The organism is Chitinophaga horti, from assembly GCF_022867795.2.
Classification (GTDB): Bacteria; Bacteroidota; Bacteroidia; order Chitinophagales; family Chitinophagaceae; genus Chitinophaga; species Chitinophaga horti.
The window spans coordinates 3,308,824-3,327,239 of the sequence record NZ_CP107006.1; the positions used below are offsets into that span (position 1 = coordinate 3,308,824).

General features: G+C 48.5%; 19 protein-coding genes. 10 read left to right on the forward strand and 9 right to left on the reverse strand.

What is annotated here, in order from left to right:
• Window positions 1–50: 50 nt before the first annotated feature.
• Both MKQ68_RS13290 and MKQ68_RS13295 read left to right on the forward strand, forming a co-directional pair.
• On the forward strand, window positions 51–554 hold the full coding sequence (locus MKQ68_RS13290; RefSeq protein WP_264279550.1) for a hypothetical protein: 504 nt from the start codon (window positions 51–53) through the stop codon (window positions 552–554).
• Window positions 551–2,005: a hypothetical protein gene (locus tag MKQ68_RS13295; RefSeq protein WP_264279551.1), complete on the forward strand. Its 1,455-nt coding sequence runs from the start codon at window positions 551–553 to the stop codon at window positions 2,003–2,005. Before MKQ68_RS13290 ends, MKQ68_RS13295 begins: the two co-directional genes overlap by 4 nt.
• Before the next feature lie 298 nt (window positions 2,006–2,303).
• On the opposite strand, the gene MKQ68_RS25915 is transcribed toward MKQ68_RS13295, so the two are convergent.
• The 9 genes from MKQ68_RS25915 to MKQ68_RS13335 all read right to left on the reverse strand — a co-directional run bounded on the left by MKQ68_RS25915 (window position 2,304) and on the right by MKQ68_RS13335 (window position 9,308).
• Window positions 2,304–2,774, reverse strand: coding sequence for a CPBP family glutamic-type intramembrane protease (locus MKQ68_RS25915; protein ID WP_432803725.1), 471 nt, complete (start codon window positions 2,772–2,774; stop codon window positions 2,304–2,306).
• Window positions 2,775–2,827: 53 nt separating this feature from the next.
• Window positions 2,828–3,031: a hypothetical protein gene (locus MKQ68_RS13300; protein ID WP_264279552.1), complete on the reverse strand. Its 204-nt coding sequence runs from the start codon at window positions 3,029–3,031 to the stop codon at window positions 2,828–2,830.
• A gap of 415 nt (window positions 3,032–3,446) precedes the next feature.
• Window positions 3,447–3,836 carry a hypothetical protein gene (locus tag MKQ68_RS13305; RefSeq protein WP_244843471.1) on the reverse strand — a complete coding sequence of 130 codons (390 nt, stop codon included), beginning with the start codon at window positions 3,834–3,836 and terminating at the stop codon, window positions 3,447–3,449.
• 135 nt (window positions 3,837–3,971) lie between these two features.
• Window positions 3,972–4,574, reverse strand: coding sequence for a HEAT repeat domain-containing protein (locus tag MKQ68_RS13310; RefSeq protein ID WP_264279553.1), 603 nt, complete (start codon window positions 4,572–4,574; stop codon window positions 3,972–3,974).
• Window positions 4,564–5,403, reverse strand: coding sequence for a hypothetical protein (locus MKQ68_RS13315; RefSeq protein WP_264279554.1), 840 nt, complete (start codon window positions 5,401–5,403; stop codon window positions 4,564–4,566). Before MKQ68_RS13315 ends, MKQ68_RS13310 begins: the two co-directional genes overlap by 11 nt.
• Window positions 5,404–5,415: 12 nt before the next feature.
• Window positions 5,416–6,279 (reverse strand): hypothetical protein, encoded by an 864-nt coding sequence (locus MKQ68_RS13320; RefSeq protein WP_264279555.1) that lies wholly within the window; start codon window positions 6,277–6,279, stop codon window positions 5,416–5,418.
• A 20-nt stretch (window positions 6,280–6,299) separates the two neighbouring features.
• Window positions 6,300–7,301 carry a hypothetical protein gene (locus MKQ68_RS13325; RefSeq protein WP_264279556.1) on the reverse strand — a complete coding sequence of 334 codons (1,002 nt, stop codon included), beginning with the start codon at window positions 7,299–7,301 and terminating at the stop codon, window positions 6,300–6,302.
• Window positions 7,302–7,319: 18 nt separating this feature from the next.
• Entirely contained in the window at window positions 7,320–8,789 is a 1,470-nt protein-coding gene (locus MKQ68_RS13330; RefSeq protein ID WP_264279557.1) for a coiled-coil domain-containing protein, read from the reverse strand.
• A 75-nt stretch (window positions 8,790–8,864) separates the two neighbouring features.
• Window positions 8,865–9,308 carry a hypothetical protein gene (locus MKQ68_RS13335; RefSeq protein WP_264279558.1) on the reverse strand — a complete coding sequence of 148 codons (444 nt, stop codon included), beginning with the start codon at window positions 9,306–9,308 and terminating at the stop codon, window positions 8,865–8,867.
• A gap of 151 nt (window positions 9,309–9,459) precedes the next feature.
• On the opposite strand from MKQ68_RS13335, the gene miaB reads away from it, so the two are divergent.
• The 8 genes from miaB (at window position 9,460) to MKQ68_RS13375 (ending at window position 18,356) form a co-directional block, all read left to right on the forward strand.
• Entirely contained in the window at window positions 9,460–10,872 is a 1,413-nt protein-coding gene (miaB, locus tag MKQ68_RS13340) for a tRNA (N6-isopentenyl adenosine(37)-C2)-methylthiotransferase MiaB (RefSeq protein WP_264279559.1), read from the forward strand.
• Window positions 10,873–10,942: 70 nt separating this feature from the next.
• Window positions 10,943–12,184: a sigma-54 interaction domain-containing protein gene (locus MKQ68_RS13345; protein WP_264279560.1), complete on the forward strand. Its 1,242-nt coding sequence runs from the start codon at window positions 10,943–10,945 to the stop codon at window positions 12,182–12,184.
• A gap of 50 nt (window positions 12,185–12,234) precedes the next feature.
• Window positions 12,235–12,747, forward strand: coding sequence for an LPS assembly lipoprotein LptE (lptE, locus tag MKQ68_RS13350; protein WP_264279561.1), 513 nt, complete (start codon window positions 12,235–12,237; stop codon window positions 12,745–12,747).
• Between the two features lie 24 nt (window positions 12,748–12,771).
• The gene (locus MKQ68_RS13355; RefSeq protein WP_264279562.1) at window positions 12,772–15,174 is read left to right on the forward strand and encodes a DUF8458 domain-containing protein; all 2,403 of its coding nucleotides are present in this window, start codon (window positions 12,772–12,774) and stop codon (window positions 15,172–15,174) included.
• 8 nt (window positions 15,175–15,182) lie between these two features.
• On the forward strand, window positions 15,183–15,530 hold the full coding sequence (gene secG / locus MKQ68_RS13360; protein ID WP_264279563.1) for a preprotein translocase subunit SecG: 348 nt from the start codon (window positions 15,183–15,185) through the stop codon (window positions 15,528–15,530).
• A gap of 81 nt (window positions 15,531–15,611) precedes the next feature.
• Window positions 15,612–16,661 (forward strand): endolytic transglycosylase MltG, encoded by a 1,050-nt coding sequence (gene mltG / locus MKQ68_RS13365; protein ID WP_264279564.1) that lies wholly within the window; start codon window positions 15,612–15,614, stop codon window positions 16,659–16,661.
• A 24-nt stretch (window positions 16,662–16,685) separates the two neighbouring features.
• The gene (locus tag MKQ68_RS13370) at window positions 16,686–17,675 is read left to right on the forward strand and encodes a YihY/virulence factor BrkB family protein (protein ID WP_264279565.1); all 990 of its coding nucleotides are present in this window, start codon (window positions 16,686–16,688) and stop codon (window positions 17,673–17,675) included.
• A 78-nt stretch (window positions 17,676–17,753) separates the two neighbouring features.
• A complete protein-coding gene (locus tag MKQ68_RS13375) occupies window positions 17,754–18,356 on the forward strand; it encodes a thioredoxin family protein (RefSeq protein ID WP_264279566.1) in 603 nt (200 codons plus the stop codon).
• Window positions 18,357–18,416 lie beyond the last annotated feature (60 nt).

The window sequence follows — 18,416 nt, forward strand, 5'->3', positions numbered from 1 at the left end:
ATCCAAAATATGTTTAATATCTTGCGCCCACTGCATAACTGTATATCAGCATGAAAGAAAATCAACCCAATACAGCCAGGCAGTGGATACTGCTTATCCCGGCCATGGTGCTGGCTCTTCTTGTTTATAACATGCCATTGGTGAAACAATGGTTCCAGGACAGGCCAGTTAACTACTATAAAGAATTTAAGTCGACCCTTGAGGCCGACGTGACGGAGGACCAGATGCGTGAGATCCGCTACGGGAAACAGTACGTACTGGCAAATATGCTCTTGCAGACATTGGCCAAGGAAAAGGACGTTACCGTACTACTGGAGCCTAACTCCTACTATCGCGAGAACGGCATAGACATTATCGTTCCGGAGCCGGTGGTGTTTTATTACTACACCAATGGGAAAATGAAGGCAGTATGGACCAACAGCAAAGACATTTACAAGGCTAAGTTTTTTGTGCGTATCAGCAAAACCATGGACCTTTCTGTTGTTCCCTTAAACTCGAAAGCCGACATTGACAAGGTACTTGCTGACTATAAAAATTACAACGCCACCTTATGACCCAGCTTCTTACTGCCTTTCTCCTACTTGCCGTTCACTTTCTTACGGGTTATGGGGTACTAAACCTTCTTAAAGTAAAGCTACAGGCCGTCATGCATGGCTCACTGTCACTGCTGTTAGGTATTGCCGTGGCTTCGCTACTGCCATTCTTCCTGCAACTGGCTTACATTCCGCTGACAACAGCTACCGTTTTTGGTACGTTGATCATAGTGATGTTGCTCGTAAATGTGAAAGTGCTGCTCTCCAAACATAAACCGGTAATCAGCAAAAAAGACTTTAGTCTCAAGGTATACGAAATACCATTTGTGGCCCTGATTACTTTCCTGGTGCTGATCAGCATCTGGCGCAGTTATATACTTCCTCCTACCCCCCGCGACCTGCTGTCGGGCCCGGAGGCAATTGCCGAATTTGCCGTGAGAGAGCATACTTTTATCAACTCTATATTTAATCTTAGTCTGGAATCTACGAACAACCAGTTCAAGCCGCCGTTCATTACCTGCCTGCAGCTGATTTACAAACTCGCCGGCTTTCCGTTCGGACAGTGGTGGCTGGGTGCTATTGTAGCCTCCTTCATCATCTTCCTGTACAATGCGCTGAAACGCACCGTACATCCTATACTTGCAGGCGCACTCGTGTTCCTGTTTATGGCGGCTCCGGAACTGTACGGCTATACCTTTATGGTGTTGTTCGATTACAGCAACATGGTATTCTTCTTCCTGTCGTGCTACTTCCTGTTCGAGTACTTTCGTGATAAAGAAGTACGCAATTTTTACCTATCGACCTTACTGATGGCATTTGCCGTTTATATCCGTTCGGAGACCCTCGTACTGGCAGCCATGATGGTACCGGCAGTACTGTTCGTACAATGGAAATGGAAAACCGGCATCAAACAAATGGCTATCACGGCGGGCATCTTTATAGTCGCGGCGTTCCTGTTCTACTGGATTCCGCAGAGCCTCTATATCAAACATTACCTACCGGCCAACTACGATATGGGCGCCCTGATCCGGAAAGACCTCTTCGACCTGGCCCCACTCTGGAAACGCTTCGGAGATATGACCTCCCAATTGATGTATGGCGAATTCGGCAAGTTGCTCTGGGGTTACATTATGTATGTATTCCTCATCTTCCTGGTAGCCGAACTGGTGATCACGAAGGCTAAGCTGTCAGTAGTTGCGCGCAACTGGCTTTACGCCGTACTGGTAGTGTACGTTGGTCTTCCAATACTGGGCTTTGTGCTTCCATTGATGGACCTTGAGCATACGACCAAGCGTGGTTTGATGAAAATACTTCCCCTGATGCTCCTCTACCTGGCCAACAACAAACTGCTAGTCGTAGTTTCGGATTGGCTCAGGAAGTACGAGTTTGGCGGCGCGAAGGATACTGGCGGCGTAGCCAGGCCACAACCTAGGCCGACTGATAGCAAGAAAGCCAAACACTCTTCACGATAGTAGAAAGTCCCGGTTTAAGCTGGGACTTTTCTTTTATCCCGATCACTATTCCCAAAATTTTCTTTCTAATGCGGGATCAATTCCACCGCCGGCAATGCTTACCGGACGGTGAAACGAATCCCTTTCTAACAATCACCACCATTGACCATTGACTTTGTCTTTTTTATAAGTTAGTTGGCATAGGTGTTTAACCGTACAACGTCTATTATGTCTGCACATGACAGTATTGGCTCCCGGCTTTTATGCCGAGGTGCAACATCCGCTGTGTGCCTTTATATTGAAATGGATGAATTATGGGTTAAAATAAAGACATAATGAGCTCGAGGGTTAGGAAATAAATATTGTTGAATGCATGCGCCATAGTCGTTACCACAAAGCGACTGACATGTTTACCCTGCCAACTCGCATAAGCGTACGTTAACATCATACCCTTAATACCAGCCACTATCGCGTAGGCTATGCTATACATGTGGAAAAGTGCGAAAAGTACGCCCGCGACAAGAATAAGCCATGCCATCGATTTATGATGTCGTTTATAGTAATCGTATGGAAGGAACTGTAGCAGGTAGGTTTCCAGCAGGGGTGCTATTACGCAAAACACGATCAGCTTGAACAACCACGTGTGTTCACTAACACCATTCTTATCAATCTTCAAATCGAACCAAGATTCAACAACTGCGACAAGAAACGTACATGCATATGTAATTAGCACTAGTACTCCTCCCCAAACAAAGACGAATACGGCCGGCTTTTTGTTTAAGCAGATCATATCAACAACAGATTGATAGAGGGGGCTAATATCCCCCTCCCTAAGTGACCAAATTACTTGACGAAAATCTCTGGATGCTCCTCAAATGTTCGTCGAGTCGCTTGCGCGCTTAAATATATTTCATGGGCATGATTCAATATCATCCCGCCAAACCAATTCGCAAGTACTTGAGGCAAGGATATGCCACCACCACAATTCATCATCTCCGATGCACTCATCTCCTGAAGGTCTGTTGAATAAAACGATAAAGTTTTCATTTGTTTGAGGTTTTAACATTAGTAAATGGTTTTGCACTGCGCGTAGTACTCCACGCAATATCATGTCAATAAGCTATCGGGCCGTACATGACGGATTTCTCTTAAGCAGATTGGAAGCGGTTCAATAACAAATAGTGTAAATATCAGAGATAGGATTTGGAGGCTAACAAAAACTATCTGGCTACAAACTCAATCATTCAATTTGATACTGCAATGATAGAATAAATCTCAATACTGGAAAAATATTTTCACGTCGTTTGCGCGTTGAAGTTAGTATTCAACAAAAGAACTTTCAGACGCAATAAGCCTTTCAAAAGAGAAACTTTTTTTACTAAAACTCCATACCTCCGGACAAAAAAATTCCGGACGACCAAACGGCTGCCCGGAAACACTTTAGTAGGTGTATAATGTCTTATTATCTGGATTCTATGATCGTTATTTTTACTGTCTTTGCCGTGTTCGGAGGATTCACGGTATTACCCGTTGCTCCCTGCACTTCCAGCACTAAAGCACCACGCTGATAAGTGTAGGTGTAAGCATAGCCATCATACACATCGGGAATGGCTTCCCAAATGCCGTCGCCCGCGCTGATAGCCACTACGATCGCATTTACTTCGTTCGTATAGTCATCAATTTCAGGCATATCAATGGCGTAGTACCAGGTGAGCGTCACATTATCATATTTCCAGCCGTTAGCGGGAATGGTCGTAACAATCGTGCGGTTGGGGATAACCACCTCCTCTTTCGTACAGGAAGACAGTATCAGGCCGAACAGCAGCAGCGGCAAAAGGAGAAATCTTTTCATAGCGGTAATTTGAGTAGTTGCGAATGCTTTGCCTTTCTAATTCAAGAAGGATGCCAAATTCTGATTTTTCTTTTGTAACCAGCTACAAACCACTACGCTGCCGCCTTTGCGTCGCACACTTGTACTTTCTTTTCGCTACTCAAAATCCATTAGTAATGCTTCTACATACTCTAGGAAAGCGACTTCCCTTTCGGCATCATCTTCCGTTTCAGCCAAAACCCGTTTACCCTGCAACGTAGCCAGGGCCGAGCGCCGCACGTCCGGCGAAATGCGGTATCGGTACTGCTGCACCAATTCAAGAGCGTTATGCCGGCTTTCATAATTGCCGTAACAAACAATGTTTACAAACTCCTGGAAGTAATCAATGCATTCCAGCTTCCAGAGAGAAAAAATGAGGCTGCCCCGGTTCCCTTCATTGTCCGGGTGTAAAATAAGATCCATGATCGCCGGCACCGCTTCCTGCACACCCATCTCAGACAAACTAAGCGCAGCCGCATCGCGCAGTCGGCTGTTTTGTGTCCGCAGCAAATCCTTGAGGAACGGGATCGCCTCGGTGATACCGGCCTCCCCTAATCCGATAATCGATTTCCGTTGTAGTTCCGGATGCCCGTTTAATAGTTGGCTGTAATCCTTCATGTCGCAGCGAAGATAAGGATAACTGGCATTTTCGCCGGAGCGTGCGGATGTAGCAGCAGCACCGGCCGGCGGACGCCAGGGGAGGCGACTACTATTGCCCAACCCTCTGCTTTAATTCGTCCACTTCCCTCTTTAATTCGATGATATACAACATTTGTTCTTCCACCTTCTGAAGCAGTTTTGCGTTGATCTCCGCCAAGTCCACGCCTTCTTTCTGCACTTCCGCTTCTGATGGGATGCCGGGCAAATGACCATTTGTCTTTATGTACGCATCTACCTCTGCAATAGACGGCAACGGGTAGTCACTATGAAACACGAAATCTGCCCAGGGCGTAGCGCTTATCTTTACTTTGGTAGCGATTATGGCGCCGCCTACCGTAAGTTTATAATCAGTCCGGGGATCACCGCCCAGGCCGACGTTGCCCGTCTGGCTTATTTTCATTATTGTCGCATGATCTCCATTCCAAAACTCAAACGGATAATTGCCATATCCCTGAAAAAACGTGGTACCCAAGCCTGCAGTCAGTTTATTCTGAAAGAATAAGCGGTTGCTCCCCGAATTGTCTTTACCCCAATTATCGATGGTGTTAGTAAGGTAATTGCCCGGTGTAAAGTTACCGGAGTGCCATATATCGCGCCAGTCGGTCCAGTTAGCGGGGTTGTTATCGATCCTGTTCCGGAAACGCAACTGCCCCCAGTACATTGCTTCCATCTGGAATGCGCCTGTTGAACCACCGGGATTAAAGGTCAGCAGAGAGGAAATATGCTGCCCCTGGTAGTGAACGGCATAAAATCCATTGTCTAAAGCACTATTCACGTCGGTATTATATACTGTACCACGTTGCTGCATTACAGCCGCGGGGTCGTACGTTTGTGAATACGCACCGGTTCCGACGGCCAACAGTGTGGCAAATAGGATTATCTCTTTCATGTACCAGGTATTTTATAGGGCTTTTTTCAGCGTGATTACTTCTTGTTGAAGTATTTCAATTTTTTTATGTTGATCAATCATGTAGAGCGTCAACTCCTCGATCTTTTGCAAAAGCTTTGCATTAATCTCCGCCAGGTCGATGCCTTCTTTTTGTACTTCCACTTCAGAGGGTATGCCGGGTAAATGGCCATGTGTTTTGATATAGGTTTCAACCTCGGCGATAGAAGGCAACTGGTACTCCTTACGGAATACGAAGTCGGCCCAGGGCGTGGCGGTTACTTTTACTTTGGTAGCGATTATGGGGCCGCCTACAGTAAGTTTGTAGTCCGTGCGCGGCAAGCCGCCAAAGCCCACATTACCGGTGGAGCCAATTACCATTATCGTTTCCCCTGCCCCATTGTAAAACTCGAATGGCTTATCGCCATATCCCTGGAAGTAAGTGGTACCAGTAGAAGCCGTTCTGCTTTCGAAATAGAGGCGGTTTTGTCCGCCGTTATCTGTCCCCCAGGTGTCGACTACATTTTTAAGATAATTGCCCGGTGTGAAATTGCCGGAGTGCCAGATTGTTTTCCATGGCTGCCAGGTCGTGTTATCTGTTTTATTGCGGAATGCAAGCTGACCCCAGTAAGTGGCCTCCAGTTGAAGCGGACCCGTTGAACCGCCTGAGTAGAAAGTTAATAACGCCGACTGATGTTCCGGCAAACCGGTAGTAGGGTGAAAGTGCGTTACACCATACATACCATTGGCTGTAGCATTGTCAATAGTATAGTTTGTAACGCCCGGACGAATACGCATAAAGTTGCCGTCGTTATCGAACTGTGCAAACGCGCTACCAGTAAAAAGGGCCAGGGATAAGAGTAATATCAGTTTTTTCATATCTGTTGTGCGGTTACGGGTTATTTGATCAGTTTTTTTAGGCTGGAAATCTCCTCCTGCATCACTTCCATCTTCTTATGCTGATCGATCAAATAAAGTGTTAATTCCTCTATCTTCTGTAGCAGCTTCTTATTCATATCCCCCAGGTCAAGCCCCTGCGCATCTACTTCTGCGGCATTGGGAATGTCCGGGAGATGCTTATGCTTATCAATAAACGCTGCTACTTCCGGGATGGAACGCAGCTGGTAGTTGCTGGCAAACACATAATCAGGCCAACCTTGCATGGTCACTTTGACCTTCTTGGCGCCTACTGTTCCGGCCACGGCAAGTTTATACTCCGGACTATTAGTACCAATACCCACATTCCCGTTCTCCCTAAGGAAAAGACTTACATTGTTCGAGGCGCTGTTATAAAAGCCAAGGCCGGCAGCATTTGAAAAAATACTGTGATAAGCGGTACCATTCTCCTGGTACATGAGTAACTCAGTGGAGTTGATCCCATTTGACCGGATAAACATGGTTTGCTTTATTCCCACTGTTCCCTCTACATCCAGTTTGTACGATGGATTGGGAGTTTTAGTGCCGATACCGACATTGTTGGAAAGGTTAATGAACAGGGCCGGATTGGTGGTGTTGTAAGAAAGCGAGCCGTATGTGGAGCTTACGTCTGCAGCAGTGAAGTACATTCCCCGGCCGAAATGATCCACGCTGGCACCTATTTTCACCCCAAACGAGTTCTCGGCCGATATGTGGTTCACAAATTCGAGCGATGCAGCGCCATTACCATCCTGCCCCAGCGACACGCGTTCGAAGTTGTAGGTGCCTGGCACCACGATTTTGTTTTCGTTGGATGTTTGATAATTGCCGATCTGCAGGGCATGCTGCGTAGCGCTGGTTTTAACCCCCACATTCCCCGGGAAATGGGTATCCTGCGCAAACGTTAATAATGGACACATCAGTAAAGTCAGCGACGCGGCCGCCTGTATGGACCTCTCGCCCATCAGTGTTAACATTGTTTTCATGGTAAAGGTGTCTGTTTTCTAAAAATTATATCCTAATCTAAATTTGATTGGGTCTGTCCTGGGCACATGGGTATTAGCCAGGAAGTCGAACAGCAGGATCGCAGTTCCTTTCAGCTTATTACTGATCTTGTATTTTTTGCTGATGCCGATAAGTCCACTGCCGGTCCAGGTATCGGCGTTCTTCAATTCCGTAAGACTTGAAAATGGAATGTTGTAGTTCTGTTCGTACCCACCGTTCAGAAAGAAAGTGCCTTTCAGCTTCCAGTCAACAAACGATCGAAAACCTACTCCCTGGTTAGAGAAAGCGATGTTATCCCACCCGGTGCCGATGCCAAGCTTGTAAGCCAGGCCCATACCGGCACTACCGTTTTTATGGAACTTGTACGCCACCTGTCCAGCGATGTCGCTGGTGGTAGGAAAGTATTGATTGGAGCGTTGAAATTGTACGTTGCCGCCAAACTCCAGCCGTTGCAGAAAGCTTTTGGTCTTCATTTCATTGGGTTTGAAATCGGGCATCTCCGCCGCATTATCTACATCGGGAAAGTTTTTTTTCAGTTCATCAAACTGGGCGCGGGCTGCATCCATCTGCTGACTGACGGCAGCATTGGCGTTGGGGCCGCTACCGCCCGCTGCAGCACCGCCCATACGTTGCTGTATCAGCTGTTCTACCTGGGTGCGTGTTTGCAGTCCGGCGAGGCTCTGTTCCAAATCTGCACTGCTCATGCCACTACCACCAGTGAGCTGACGCATATTAAAAAGTCCTGCCAGTTGGGAATTCTTCTCCATAAAGTTATTAAAGGCCTTTGTTTTCTGCAGCAATTCCAGTGCTTTGGCTTCTGCCTTTTTCCGGTCCTTGAACACTTCTTTATACTCACGTACCTGTTGTGCGTAATAGTAGGCTTCCTTGTTCAGTTTCTGCAGGTCTTTTGAGAATGCAGTATACTGGGATAGCTGATTTTTCAGTTGTTCTCGACGTTCTCTGATGTAAGTCTTTACTTGTTCGGCATATTGCAGTTTAGCCTGTAGGTCCTTCACGCTTTGAAGAGACCCATTCAATTTATCTGTCACAGCCTTCGACTTTCCCAGGAACTCTTTTGAATCTTTCAAGAACGAGAGGGAATTGGTAAGCGTATCAAGATAGCCATTGTACTGGCCATTCAGCGCTTTTCCGTACTTGGCGGTCCTTTTATGCAGATTTGCTTTCAGATTGCCAAGCGAGTCCAGTGAACGGGTAAAAATGTTATTCGCAGCCACAGAATCAATCTTAGATAATTTTTGCTGCATCTTTGCCTCCTGCCTGCGGAACCTGCTCAGGACCTTCTCCGTTCGTTTGGTCAGCTTCTGCTCGAATTTTTTGGATTTACTGCTTACTTCGGACAAGTATTTAGCCGGAACACTTTTTAATGCGGCTATCGTACTGTCTTGCGCAGCAATCGGGGTAACGGAGACAATGCTCAATAATAAAGTAAAAACGAAAATGCGTTTCATATAGGGACTTCTACGGGTTACCAAACAAATATAACCGGATATTTTCATTCCTCCGGACCTTTTTATTAACAATAGTTACCGCCCGAACACCGCCGCCACCGGCAACCCCACACACAATACCACGATCAACATCGACACCAACACGCCTTTCACCGTCAAGACCGTAGGCATGGCACCTGAAACCGGCAGCACCAGCAGGTTCATCACCGCCCATACCAGCACACCGAAGCCGATGCCCGTCAGCACCCAATTTCTTCGTATCCCAGGCAGCAGTTGCCATAGCAAAAGGAACACGCCCGCCCAGGCAATGGCGATCAGGTAATGGAAAAGTAACCCTTGTATCGCCATCGCCCATCCACCGGCAAAAGCTTTACTCCCATATACCCCGCTGGCCACAGTTTGCAGGATGCGTAGAGCGGGTGCATGGGAAATGATGTATCCATAAACGAGTATAGCCGCAATGATGTCGAGGGTGCCAGCCAGTAATCCGGCTTTAAGTACGAGGGGAAACGGGCGCATAACGTGGTGATTATTACTAATAAGTTACGCATTTCCGCCCGCTTTTTATAAAGATCCTTCATCCGTTCATACCATTCCGTTAAATCAACGGCTGCCAATCTGTCATTTCTCAATTTATTATGTATTTTTGCTGTCTTAAATTTGATCGGAAATGTTGGAACTGGTCCCTAAAACACATGATGAAGCACGCCAGGGAGAGGCTTACGCCCCTGCCCAGGCAGACACTACTACTTATACAAAGAAGTTTTATATAGAAAGCTATGGTTGCCAGATGAACTTCAACGATAGCGAGATCGTCGCCTCCATCCTCCAGGAAGAAGGTTTTGGCGCCACCCGCAATTATGAAGAGGCCGACCTGGTACTGCTCAACACCTGCTCTATCCGCGAAAAGGCGGAACAGACCGTACGTAAACGTCTCAGCGAGTTTCGCCGGATAAAAGATGCTAATCCAGGCTTGCTCGTAGGTGTGCTGGGTTGCATGGCCGAAAGGCTTAAAACCAAGTTCCTGGAAGAGGAAAAGCTGGTGGATATGGTGATCGGCCCCGATGCCTACCGTACGCTGCCAGCGCTCATCGAGGAAGCAGAAACCGGGCAGAAGGCCGTGAACGTTTTGCTGAGCCGGGAAGAAACATATGCAGACATCAGTCCTGTGCGACTGGATAGCAACGGCGTAACGGCCTTTGTATCCATCATGCGCGGTTGTAATAATATGTGTTCCTTCTGCGTGGTGCCTTTTACCCGAGGGCGCGAACGCAGCCGCGACGCGTATTCTGTCGTAGCCGAAGCGACCGACCTGTTCGAGCGTGGCTACCGCGAGGTAACATTGCTCGGCCAGAACGTAGACTCATACTACTGGAACAGCCCGGATGGAAGCGAAACGGTAAACTTCGCTAACCTGCTTGAACGTGTGGCGCTCATCAGCCCGTTATTGCGCGTGCGCTTTTCTACCTCCCACCCGAAAGATATTACGGACGAGGTACTGCACACCATGGCGAAGTACGAAAACATTTGCAAATACATACACCTGCCCGTACAAAGCGGCAGCACACGTGTTTTGTCGCTCATGAACCGAACTTACACCCGTGAGTGGTACATCAAAAAAGTGGAACGTATCCGCGAAATACTGCCCGACTGCGCCCTTTCAACGGACGTAATTACGGGCTTCTGCACCGAAACGGAAGAAGACCACCAGGACACCTTGTCGATGATGGAATTTGCGAAGTACGAGCTGGCTTATATGTTCGCATATTCCGAGCGCCCCGGCACACTTGCAGCGCGTCGTTATACAGATGATATCCCGGAAGACGTTAAGAAACGCCGCCTGAACGAAATCATTACCCTGCACCGCCGCCACAGCCTGGAAGGCATGCAGAAAGACGTAGGTAAGACGTTGAAAATATTGGTAGAAGGCACTTCCAAGAAGTCGGAAGCAGAACTGTACGGTCGTACCGACCAGAATAAGGTCGTGGTATTTCCAAAAGAACACTTTAAGAAGGGCGACTATGTAACTGTTACAGTACACGGCTGCACAGCCGGAACATTGCTCGGCAAAGCTGTGTTATAGAACGAAAGACTGGCGAATTTAACCAGGTAACCATCACCGCAGGCACAACAGGCCTGGAATTGTTAACACAATGGATAATATTCAAAGCATTAAAAACCGGTTCGGGATCATCGGTAATTCACAGGCGCTGAACTATGCCTTACAGGTAGCAGCGCAGGTGGCCAATACCGACCTCACCGTGCTGATCAACGGCGAAAGCGGGGTTGGTAAAGAAGTATTTTCACAAGTCATTCACGCGCTCAGCGCAAGAAAACATAATCCCTTCATCGCTGTAAACTGCGGCGCCATTCCCGAAGGCACGATCGATTCCGAACTGTTCGGTCACGAGAAGGGCTCGTTCACCGGCGCGGTAGACAGTCGTAAGGGTTACTTCGAAACGGTCAACGGCGGCACCATCTTCCTGGACGAGATCGGCGAGATGCCACTCGGTACCCAGGCCCGCCTGCTGCGCGTACTCGAAACCGGCGAGTTCATTCGCGTAGGTTCTTCGAAAGTGCAAAAAACAGACGTACGCGTGGTTGCGGCTACGAACCGCGATCTGCTGGAAAGCACGCAAAACGGTAAATTTCGCGAGGACCTTTACTATCGTTTAAACACAGTACCTATTCGGGTACCCGCGTTGCGCGACCGCAAAGAAGATATTCCCCTGCTGTTCCGCAAATTCGCGGTGGACTTTGCAGAGCGTTATAAAACTACCTCCGTTCAGCTGGATGAGGAGGCCCGCAATATGCTGGTCAACTATCCCTGGAGAGGTAATGTGCGCGAACTGAAAAATATGGCGGAGCAGATATCGGTATTATCGCAGGACAAAATGGTGAATGCCGCTGCACTGCGCAATTTCCTGCCGGAAGCACCGTCTGTAAACCGTTTACCGGTGCTGGCATCTGCAGGTGCAGGCCCGTCACAATCCGGCGACTTTGCCAACGAGCGGGAGATCCTGTACAAACTCTTTTTCGATATGAAGAAGGATGTAACGGAGCTCAAGAAGATGTTCTTCGAGATGCTGCAGAACCCGAACATTGCGCACTCCTCCTCCTTCCAGGACTCGCCCGTACTGCATGAATACACGCCGGTAGAGCCGCAGAAACAGTCGGCCGGACTTGGCGGCCCTCAGCCGATTTTGCTGCACGACGACAAGATCGATCATCACGAAGTGGTCGAAGAAACCCTGGCAATCGCAGATAAGGAGAAAGAGCTGATCATCAAGGCCCTGCGTAAGCATAAAAAGAAACGGAAAGACGCGGCGCTGGAACTGGGCATCTCCGAACGGACCTTGTATCGTAAATTGAAAGAATACAATATTAACGACTGATAAAAAGGAGTTGACAATTTAAATATTTTCATACTATATTTGAGCGACCTATGGCCAGGATATTTCAGTTAATTAGTGGCGTTTGCCTGATCGTGCTGCTCGGCGGCTGTAATGTTAAGTACTCGCTTAACGGCGCCAGTATCGACAATGAGGCTACCACCGTGAACGTTAGATTTATAGAGAACAGGGCTCCACAAAATAACCCGACACTCAGCCAAAGGATCACGGACAGGTTGCGTACCAAAATCCTGTCGCAAACGAGATTGAAACAAACGAACGAGTCAAATGCCAGTTATGAGTTCAAAGGTAATATCACCGGTTACTCTGTGTCCAATGCAGCGGTAACACAGGTAGATAAGCCTGCCACAGCGCGTTTGACTATCACCGTGAACATCACGTTCGTAAAACGGGTAGGTGATAAAAAAGGCTTTACCCAGTCGTTTTCCCGTTCGCAGGATTTTAACGCCAACCAGACCTTGCAGGAAGTGGAATCAAACTTGATTGAGAGCATTACACCCCAGTTGGTGGATGACATTTTCAACAGGGCATTTGCAAACTGGTAAGCATTATTTTCATACATTAGAACTATGACCGCAAACAGGATCATAAACCATATATTCCATCAACCGGACCTCCAACACGTAGATCAGGCAGAGCTTGAGCGGTTGGTGGCACAGTATCCCTATTTTGCTGCGGCACGACTCCTGCTTGCGCAAAAGAAATTTGCGGCCGAACATAACCTGGCAGATGATGCACTGAAAAACGCCCAGTTGTACAGTGGCACTCCTCACCATCTTCACCAGTTCCTGCGCGAGAATGATCCCGCTACCGCCAGTACGGCAGCACCGCGACCTGCAGCGATCCCGGTAGAAGAGCCGGAGCAGGTGCAGGAAGAGGCGTCGGTGGTACAACTCGCCCGCCAGTATTATGGACAGGAGGCAGTGACCAACTACATGCAATCCACGGAAGCTCCGGAGGAAACTCCTGCCGTGGAATATGCCGCCGAACATATCGAAGACGAACGTGCACAATACCAGGAAGCCTACTATGGCGCCACTCCTTCCCAGGAAAATAATCTAATTCTGACCGCGGACCCCGAGCCGTCTCCGGAGGCAATTACGCCGGCTGACGATGCAGCTGAAAACGCAGCCGCTGTATTAGGATCCGCAGAAGCCGTGGAAGTGGAAGCCATCGAGCAATTCAACACATTAGTAGAAGCGGAGGAGAACGCGGTAGCGATCGTGGAAGCTGCCGAGGCGATTGAAGTAGAAGCAATTGAGCAGTATAATACATTAGTAGAAGCTGAGGAGAACGCGGTAGCGATCGTTGAAGCCGCTGAGGCGATTGAAGTGGAAGCGATCGAGCAGTATAATACATTAGTAGAAGCTGAGGAGAATGCGGTAGCAATCGTGGAAGCTGCCGAAGCGATTGAAGTGGAAGCGAACGAGCAGTATAATACATTAGTAGAGGCTGAAGAGAATGCGTTAGCAATCGTTGAAGCCGCTGAGGCTATTGAAGTGGAAGCGATCGAGCAGTATAATACATTAGTAGAGGCTGAAGAGAATGCTGTGGCAATCGTGGAAGCTGCGGAGGCGATTGAAGTGGAAGCGATCGAGCAGTATAATACATTAGTAGAGGCTGAAGAGAATGCTGTGGCAATCGTGGAAGCTGCGGAGGCTATTGAAGTGGAAGCGATCGAGCAGTATAATACATTAGTAGAGGCTGCAGAGAATGCTGTGGCAATCGTGGAAGCTGCGGAGGCTATTGAAGTGGAAGCGAACGAGCAGTATAATGCATTAGTGGAAGCTGAGGAAAATGCGGTGGCAACGGTAGAAGCCGCGGAAACTGTAGAAGAGGAAGTAGTGCATCAGCCCGAAACGGAAGCCTACCACACCCCTGCCGCCTCCGACTTCGATCCATCTATTAGAAATGCAGCAACTGAAGAACCAAGCGAAAACATTGGAGATAAAGAATCCAATCCGTCTGTTCACAATGCTACCACCGGAGATCCAGGTGAAAGCGTTGGAGATACGGATACTGCTTCATCTATCTACAATACCACCATCGACGAACCCGGAGAAACCATTGAAGATACGAGCAACACCGAAGCTTTGATGGAAGCAGCGGCCGCCGATCAGTTTGATACGATCGTAGCCGCAGACGAAACCGGGCCAGCAACGATCGAAGCACCTCAGGAACTGCCGGAAACAGCGATCTACAACACCACGATCGATCAGCCGGGCGAAACCATCGAGGATACGAGCAATACGGAAGCTTTGATGGAAGAAGCAGCTGCAGCACAATTCAGCACCATCGTAGCCGCGGACGAAACGACTCCAGCCACAGCGCAGGCGCCCCAGGAATTGCCGGAAACAGCGATCTACAACACCACGATCGATCAGCCGGGCGAAACCATTGAAGATACGAGCAATACGGAAGCTTTGATGGAAGAAGCGGCCGCTGCGCAGTTCAACACCATCGTAGCTGCCGACGAGCCGGAAAACGACGATGCGGCGCCAATCAAGATCTTCCCGCTGGAAATGCCGGCCGTGGAAGAACAGGTGCTCACCTTCCAGCCGCTGTACACCGACGATTATTTTGCTTACAAACGCATAAAGGAACCGGAAAAAGCAGATATTATCAGTGAAAAAGGAGAAGCAGAAATGAAAAGCTTTACGGACTGGCTGCGCGAGATGAAGGAAAACTTCTCTGGCAAGTCACACAAAGACTGGTATCACCAGCAGATGCACCGCCTGTACGAAGACGAAGAACCGGAAGTATCGGAAGCAGTAGAAAAGATGGCGATCGAGTCGATAACCTTCAATAACGATATCGTTTCAGAGACGCTGGCGGAGATTTGGGTGCGCCAACATCAGTACGCTAAAGCGATTTTAATTTACCAAAAATTAAGTTTGCTTAATCCCGGTAAAAGCGCTTATTTTGCGCAAAAGATCAAAGACTTACAATTACAAACAGACAACAATAAATAGCAACTAACATGTTAATTATCTTTGGTATATTGATCGTACTGGCCTGTGTGCTGTTAGGTTTCTTCGTACTGATCCAAAACCCTAAAGGCGGTGGCCTGTCAGGTTCTTTTGGCGGTTTCGGCAACCAGGTGATAGGTGTACGGCAGACTACCGACGTTCTCGAAAAAGGTACCTGGGTACTGGCAGCGATCATTGCCGTAATGTGCCTGACTTCCTCCCTGTTTATCGGTGGCAGCTCCGTTCAAGGTAAAGATCCGATCATCCAGGGTGCAGCGCCTGCACAGCAGCAAACAGCGCCAGCTCCGTTCCAGCAGACGCCTCCTGCGCAACCAGCGCCTGCGGCTCCTGCCCAATAATTAAAAGAAGTTTTTCTTATATGGAAATAAAAGACCTCGCCGTTAAGTGCGAGGTTTTTTTGCGTAGCAACACCCCGGTTTATGGCAAAGAAGCAAAGTAAAAAACAACGTTCCCCCTGGATCAGAAGGTCCATCATCATCGCGGCCTGCCTGCTGGCGGGTATAGCTGTATTTTTCGGTTACCGCCTGTTTGGCCCAAATACCAAAGCCTTCAGCGACGATAAATACTTTTACGTTCGCACAGGCAGCACTTATAGCGATGTACTTTCCGGACTGGAGGAACAAGGCATTATCCGCAGCCGCCAGGGGTTCGACTGGGTGGCACGTGGCATGGATTACCCTTCGCGTGTGAAGCCTGGCCGTTACAAAGTACACCGGGGCATGAGCAACTTTGAACTGGCACGTATGCTGCGCGCCGGCAGGCAGGCACCGGTAAAACTGGTCATCCGTAAGCTGCGCACACAAAACGACTTCGTTCGCCTGGTCGCCAGGAACCTGGAGGCTGACTCCACCGCCCTGCGCGCGTTGCTGAACGACGATGTATACCTGCGTCAGTACAATCTTACTCCGACCACCGCCATGGCCGCCGTGATGCCAGACACCTACGAGTTTTACTGGAATACCTCCGCCAGCAAAGTGTTCGACAAACTGGCTACTGAATATAAAACATTCTGGACGCCTTCCCGGAAGGAAAAGGCTGCCAGCTTCGACCTCAGCCCGGTAGATGTAACGATACTCGCATCTATCGTAGATGAAGAAACGAATGCCACCGACGAAAAGCCTACCATCGCCAGCGTATACTACAACCGCTTGCGCAAAGGCATGCTGTTACAGGCCGATCCTACGGTTAAATTTGCTTTGCAGGACTTTACCCTTCGCCGCATTCGCATCGTGCATACGCAGCACGATTCACCTTATAACACGTACAAATACAAAGGCCTCCCTCCCGGCCCCATCTGCACGCCCTCCGAAAAATCGCTGGATGCGGTGTTAAATATGCAGAACACCAATTACCTGTATTTCTGCGCACGGCTCGACAAACCAGGCTACCATGCCTTCGCTGCCACCTATTCTGAGCATTTACTCAATGCTAAGAAATATCAAAGAAGGATGGACGAGTTAGGATTGTAAGGGTAATCCGCTATTTTTGCCCGTATGGCTAATCTAAAAACGCGTCTTTTAGAGTGGAAACCCGTTACATCGGTTATTCAACGCAGTAAAACACTGGTATTGCCCGGCTTCGAGGGCACACCTTTGTACGATGTGATCGTTTTCTTCCTGAAAGAAGTGCGCGACAGAAGCCTTACCGACCGGGCACAGTCGATCTCGTTCAGCTTCCTGCTGGCCCTCCCGCCCTTCCTAATCTTCCTGTTTTCGCTGGTACCGTTCATCTTCCTGCGATTCCCGGTAGTGTCGGTTACGAGCATCGAATCTACCTTGTATGACCTGGCCCGAAGCGTAACGCCTGATTACCAGAGTTATATGATCGTGCACGACCTGATTTACGACTTCCTGTACACACAACGTACCGGGTTGCTGTCCATCGCGTTCCTATTTGGTTTCTATACTTCCTCCAACGGCATTATGGGCATTATGCGCTCGTTCGACAAGGATTTGCCCGGATTTAAGAAGCGTAAGTGGTGGCAGGCAAGGCTGACGGCCATTAAACTGACGTCTTTACTGGTACTTTTGTTACTGATTACCCTGGTATTGATCATCACCCAGGGTAAACTGATGAATTTCATCCTGCAATTCATCGGTATACGCGACTCTTTCACCCGCTTCCTGATTGATGCGGCGCGCTGGTTACTGATCGTGCTGTTATTCTTCTCGATGATCGCGATGATTTACCGTTTTGCCCCCTCTACTACTAAAAGGTGGAAGTTTGTGACGGCGGGGGCCACCTTCTCAACGATCGTGATGATCCTGCTTACTTTGGCCTTCTCTTTCTTCGTGACCAACTTCGGCCGGTACAACCAGATTTATGGGTCAATTGGCACAATTCTGGTAATTATGATATGGATGTACCTGAACTCCTTTATTCTATTGATTGGTTTTGAACTCAATACAAGCATCAGGACAATTAAAGAAATCGCCAACGAACGCAAGGAAGAGAAGGAGGAGAAAATCCAGGGATTATCCTGATAAAATACCATGCCCATCAGTTGTTCCAAATCACGATTTAATTCCTTATTTTCATGTACACGCTATAAACTGTACACTATGAAAAAGCTCACTGTCATCCTCATGCTGCTGGCTGTCGCAGCACTGGCGTTCCGCCTGCCCGACACGCTGGAGATAGGTGCCCCGCTACCCAAGGGCGACCTGAAAATGAAAGATATCAGCGGCAAGGAAATTTCCCTGAACGAAGCAAAAGGTACGAATGGTCTGCTGGTGATGTTCACCTGCAATACCTGCCCGTATGTAAAGCGCAATCAGGAACGTACGCAGGCCATCTGCGCCTATGCGCAGAAACATAATATCGGTGTTATACTGATCAACTCTAACGAAGCACAACGCACGTCCGGCGACTCCTTCGATGCCATGAAGGATTATGCCGGCAAACAGCAGTATAAATGGTATTATGTGGTGGACAAAAACTCCGAGATCGCCGATGCTTTTGCGGCCGACCGCACGCCTGAATGTTACCTGTTCGGCAAAAACAGCCAGCTGGCCTACAAAGGTGCGATCGACGATCACCCGGGCAATCCTGCCGAAGTAAAGGACCAATACCTTAAACAGGCTATTGATGCGATGCTCGCAGGTAAGCCGATCGCTAACAATAACACCGCCTCTGTGGGGTGTGCGATTAAAAGGAAGATGTAAGCGAAAAAGGATTACTTAAATAAACAGAGGCTGCTCGTAGTGACGAGACAGCCTCTGTTT

Excerpts from the sequence above, each read along its gene's own strand:
- MKQ68_RS13290 (WP_264279550.1), top strand. The coding sequence starts at position 51 with ATGAAAGAAAATCAACCCAATACAGCCAGGCAGTGGATACTGCTTATC.
- MKQ68_RS13295 (WP_264279551.1), top strand. The coding sequence starts at position 551 with ATGACCCAGCTTCTTACTGCCTTTCTCCTACTTGCCGTTCACTTTCTT.
- MKQ68_RS25915 (WP_432803725.1), bottom strand. The coding sequence starts at position 2,774 with ATGATCTGCTTAAACAAAAAGCCGGCCGTATTCGTCTTTGTTTGGGGA.
- MKQ68_RS13300 (WP_264279552.1), bottom strand. The coding sequence starts at position 3,031 with ATGAAAACTTTATCGTTTTATTCAACAGACCTTCAGGAGATGAGTGCA.
- MKQ68_RS13305 (WP_244843471.1), bottom strand. The coding sequence starts at position 3,836 with ATGAAAAGATTTCTCCTTTTGCCGCTGCTGCTGTTCGGCCTGATACTG.
- MKQ68_RS13315 (WP_264279554.1), bottom strand. The coding sequence starts at position 5,403 with ATGAAAGAGATAATCCTATTTGCCACACTGTTGGCCGTCGGAACCGGT.
- MKQ68_RS13320 (WP_264279555.1), bottom strand. The coding sequence starts at position 6,279 with ATGAAAAAACTGATATTACTCTTATCCCTGGCCCTTTTTACTGGTAGC.
- MKQ68_RS13325 (WP_264279556.1), bottom strand. The coding sequence starts at position 7,301 with ATGAAAACAATGTTAACACTGATGGGCGAGAGGTCCATACAGGCGGCC.
- MKQ68_RS13330 (WP_264279557.1), bottom strand. The coding sequence starts at position 8,789 with ATGAAACGCATTTTCGTTTTTACTTTATTATTGAGCATTGTCTCCGTT.
- MKQ68_RS13335 (WP_264279558.1), bottom strand. The coding sequence starts at position 9,308 with ATGCGCCCGTTTCCCCTCGTACTTAAAGCCGGATTACTGGCTGGCACC.
- miaB (WP_264279559.1), top strand. The coding sequence starts at position 9,460 with ATGTTGGAACTGGTCCCTAAAACACATGATGAAGCACGCCAGGGAGAG.
- MKQ68_RS13345 (WP_264279560.1), top strand. The coding sequence starts at position 10,943 with ATGGATAATATTCAAAGCATTAAAAACCGGTTCGGGATCATCGGTAAT.
- lptE (WP_264279561.1), top strand. The coding sequence starts at position 12,235 with ATGGCCAGGATATTTCAGTTAATTAGTGGCGTTTGCCTGATCGTGCTG.
- MKQ68_RS13355 (WP_264279562.1), top strand. The coding sequence starts at position 12,772 with ATGACCGCAAACAGGATCATAAACCATATATTCCATCAACCGGACCTC.
- secG (WP_264279563.1), top strand. The coding sequence starts at position 15,183 with ATGTTAATTATCTTTGGTATATTGATCGTACTGGCCTGTGTGCTGTTA.
- mltG (WP_264279564.1), top strand. The coding sequence starts at position 15,612 with ATGGCAAAGAAGCAAAGTAAAAAACAACGTTCCCCCTGGATCAGAAGG.
- MKQ68_RS13370 (WP_264279565.1), top strand. The coding sequence starts at position 16,686 with ATGGCTAATCTAAAAACGCGTCTTTTAGAGTGGAAACCCGTTACATCG.
- MKQ68_RS13375 (WP_264279566.1), top strand. The coding sequence starts at position 17,754 with ATGAAAAAGCTCACTGTCATCCTCATGCTGCTGGCTGTCGCAGCACTG.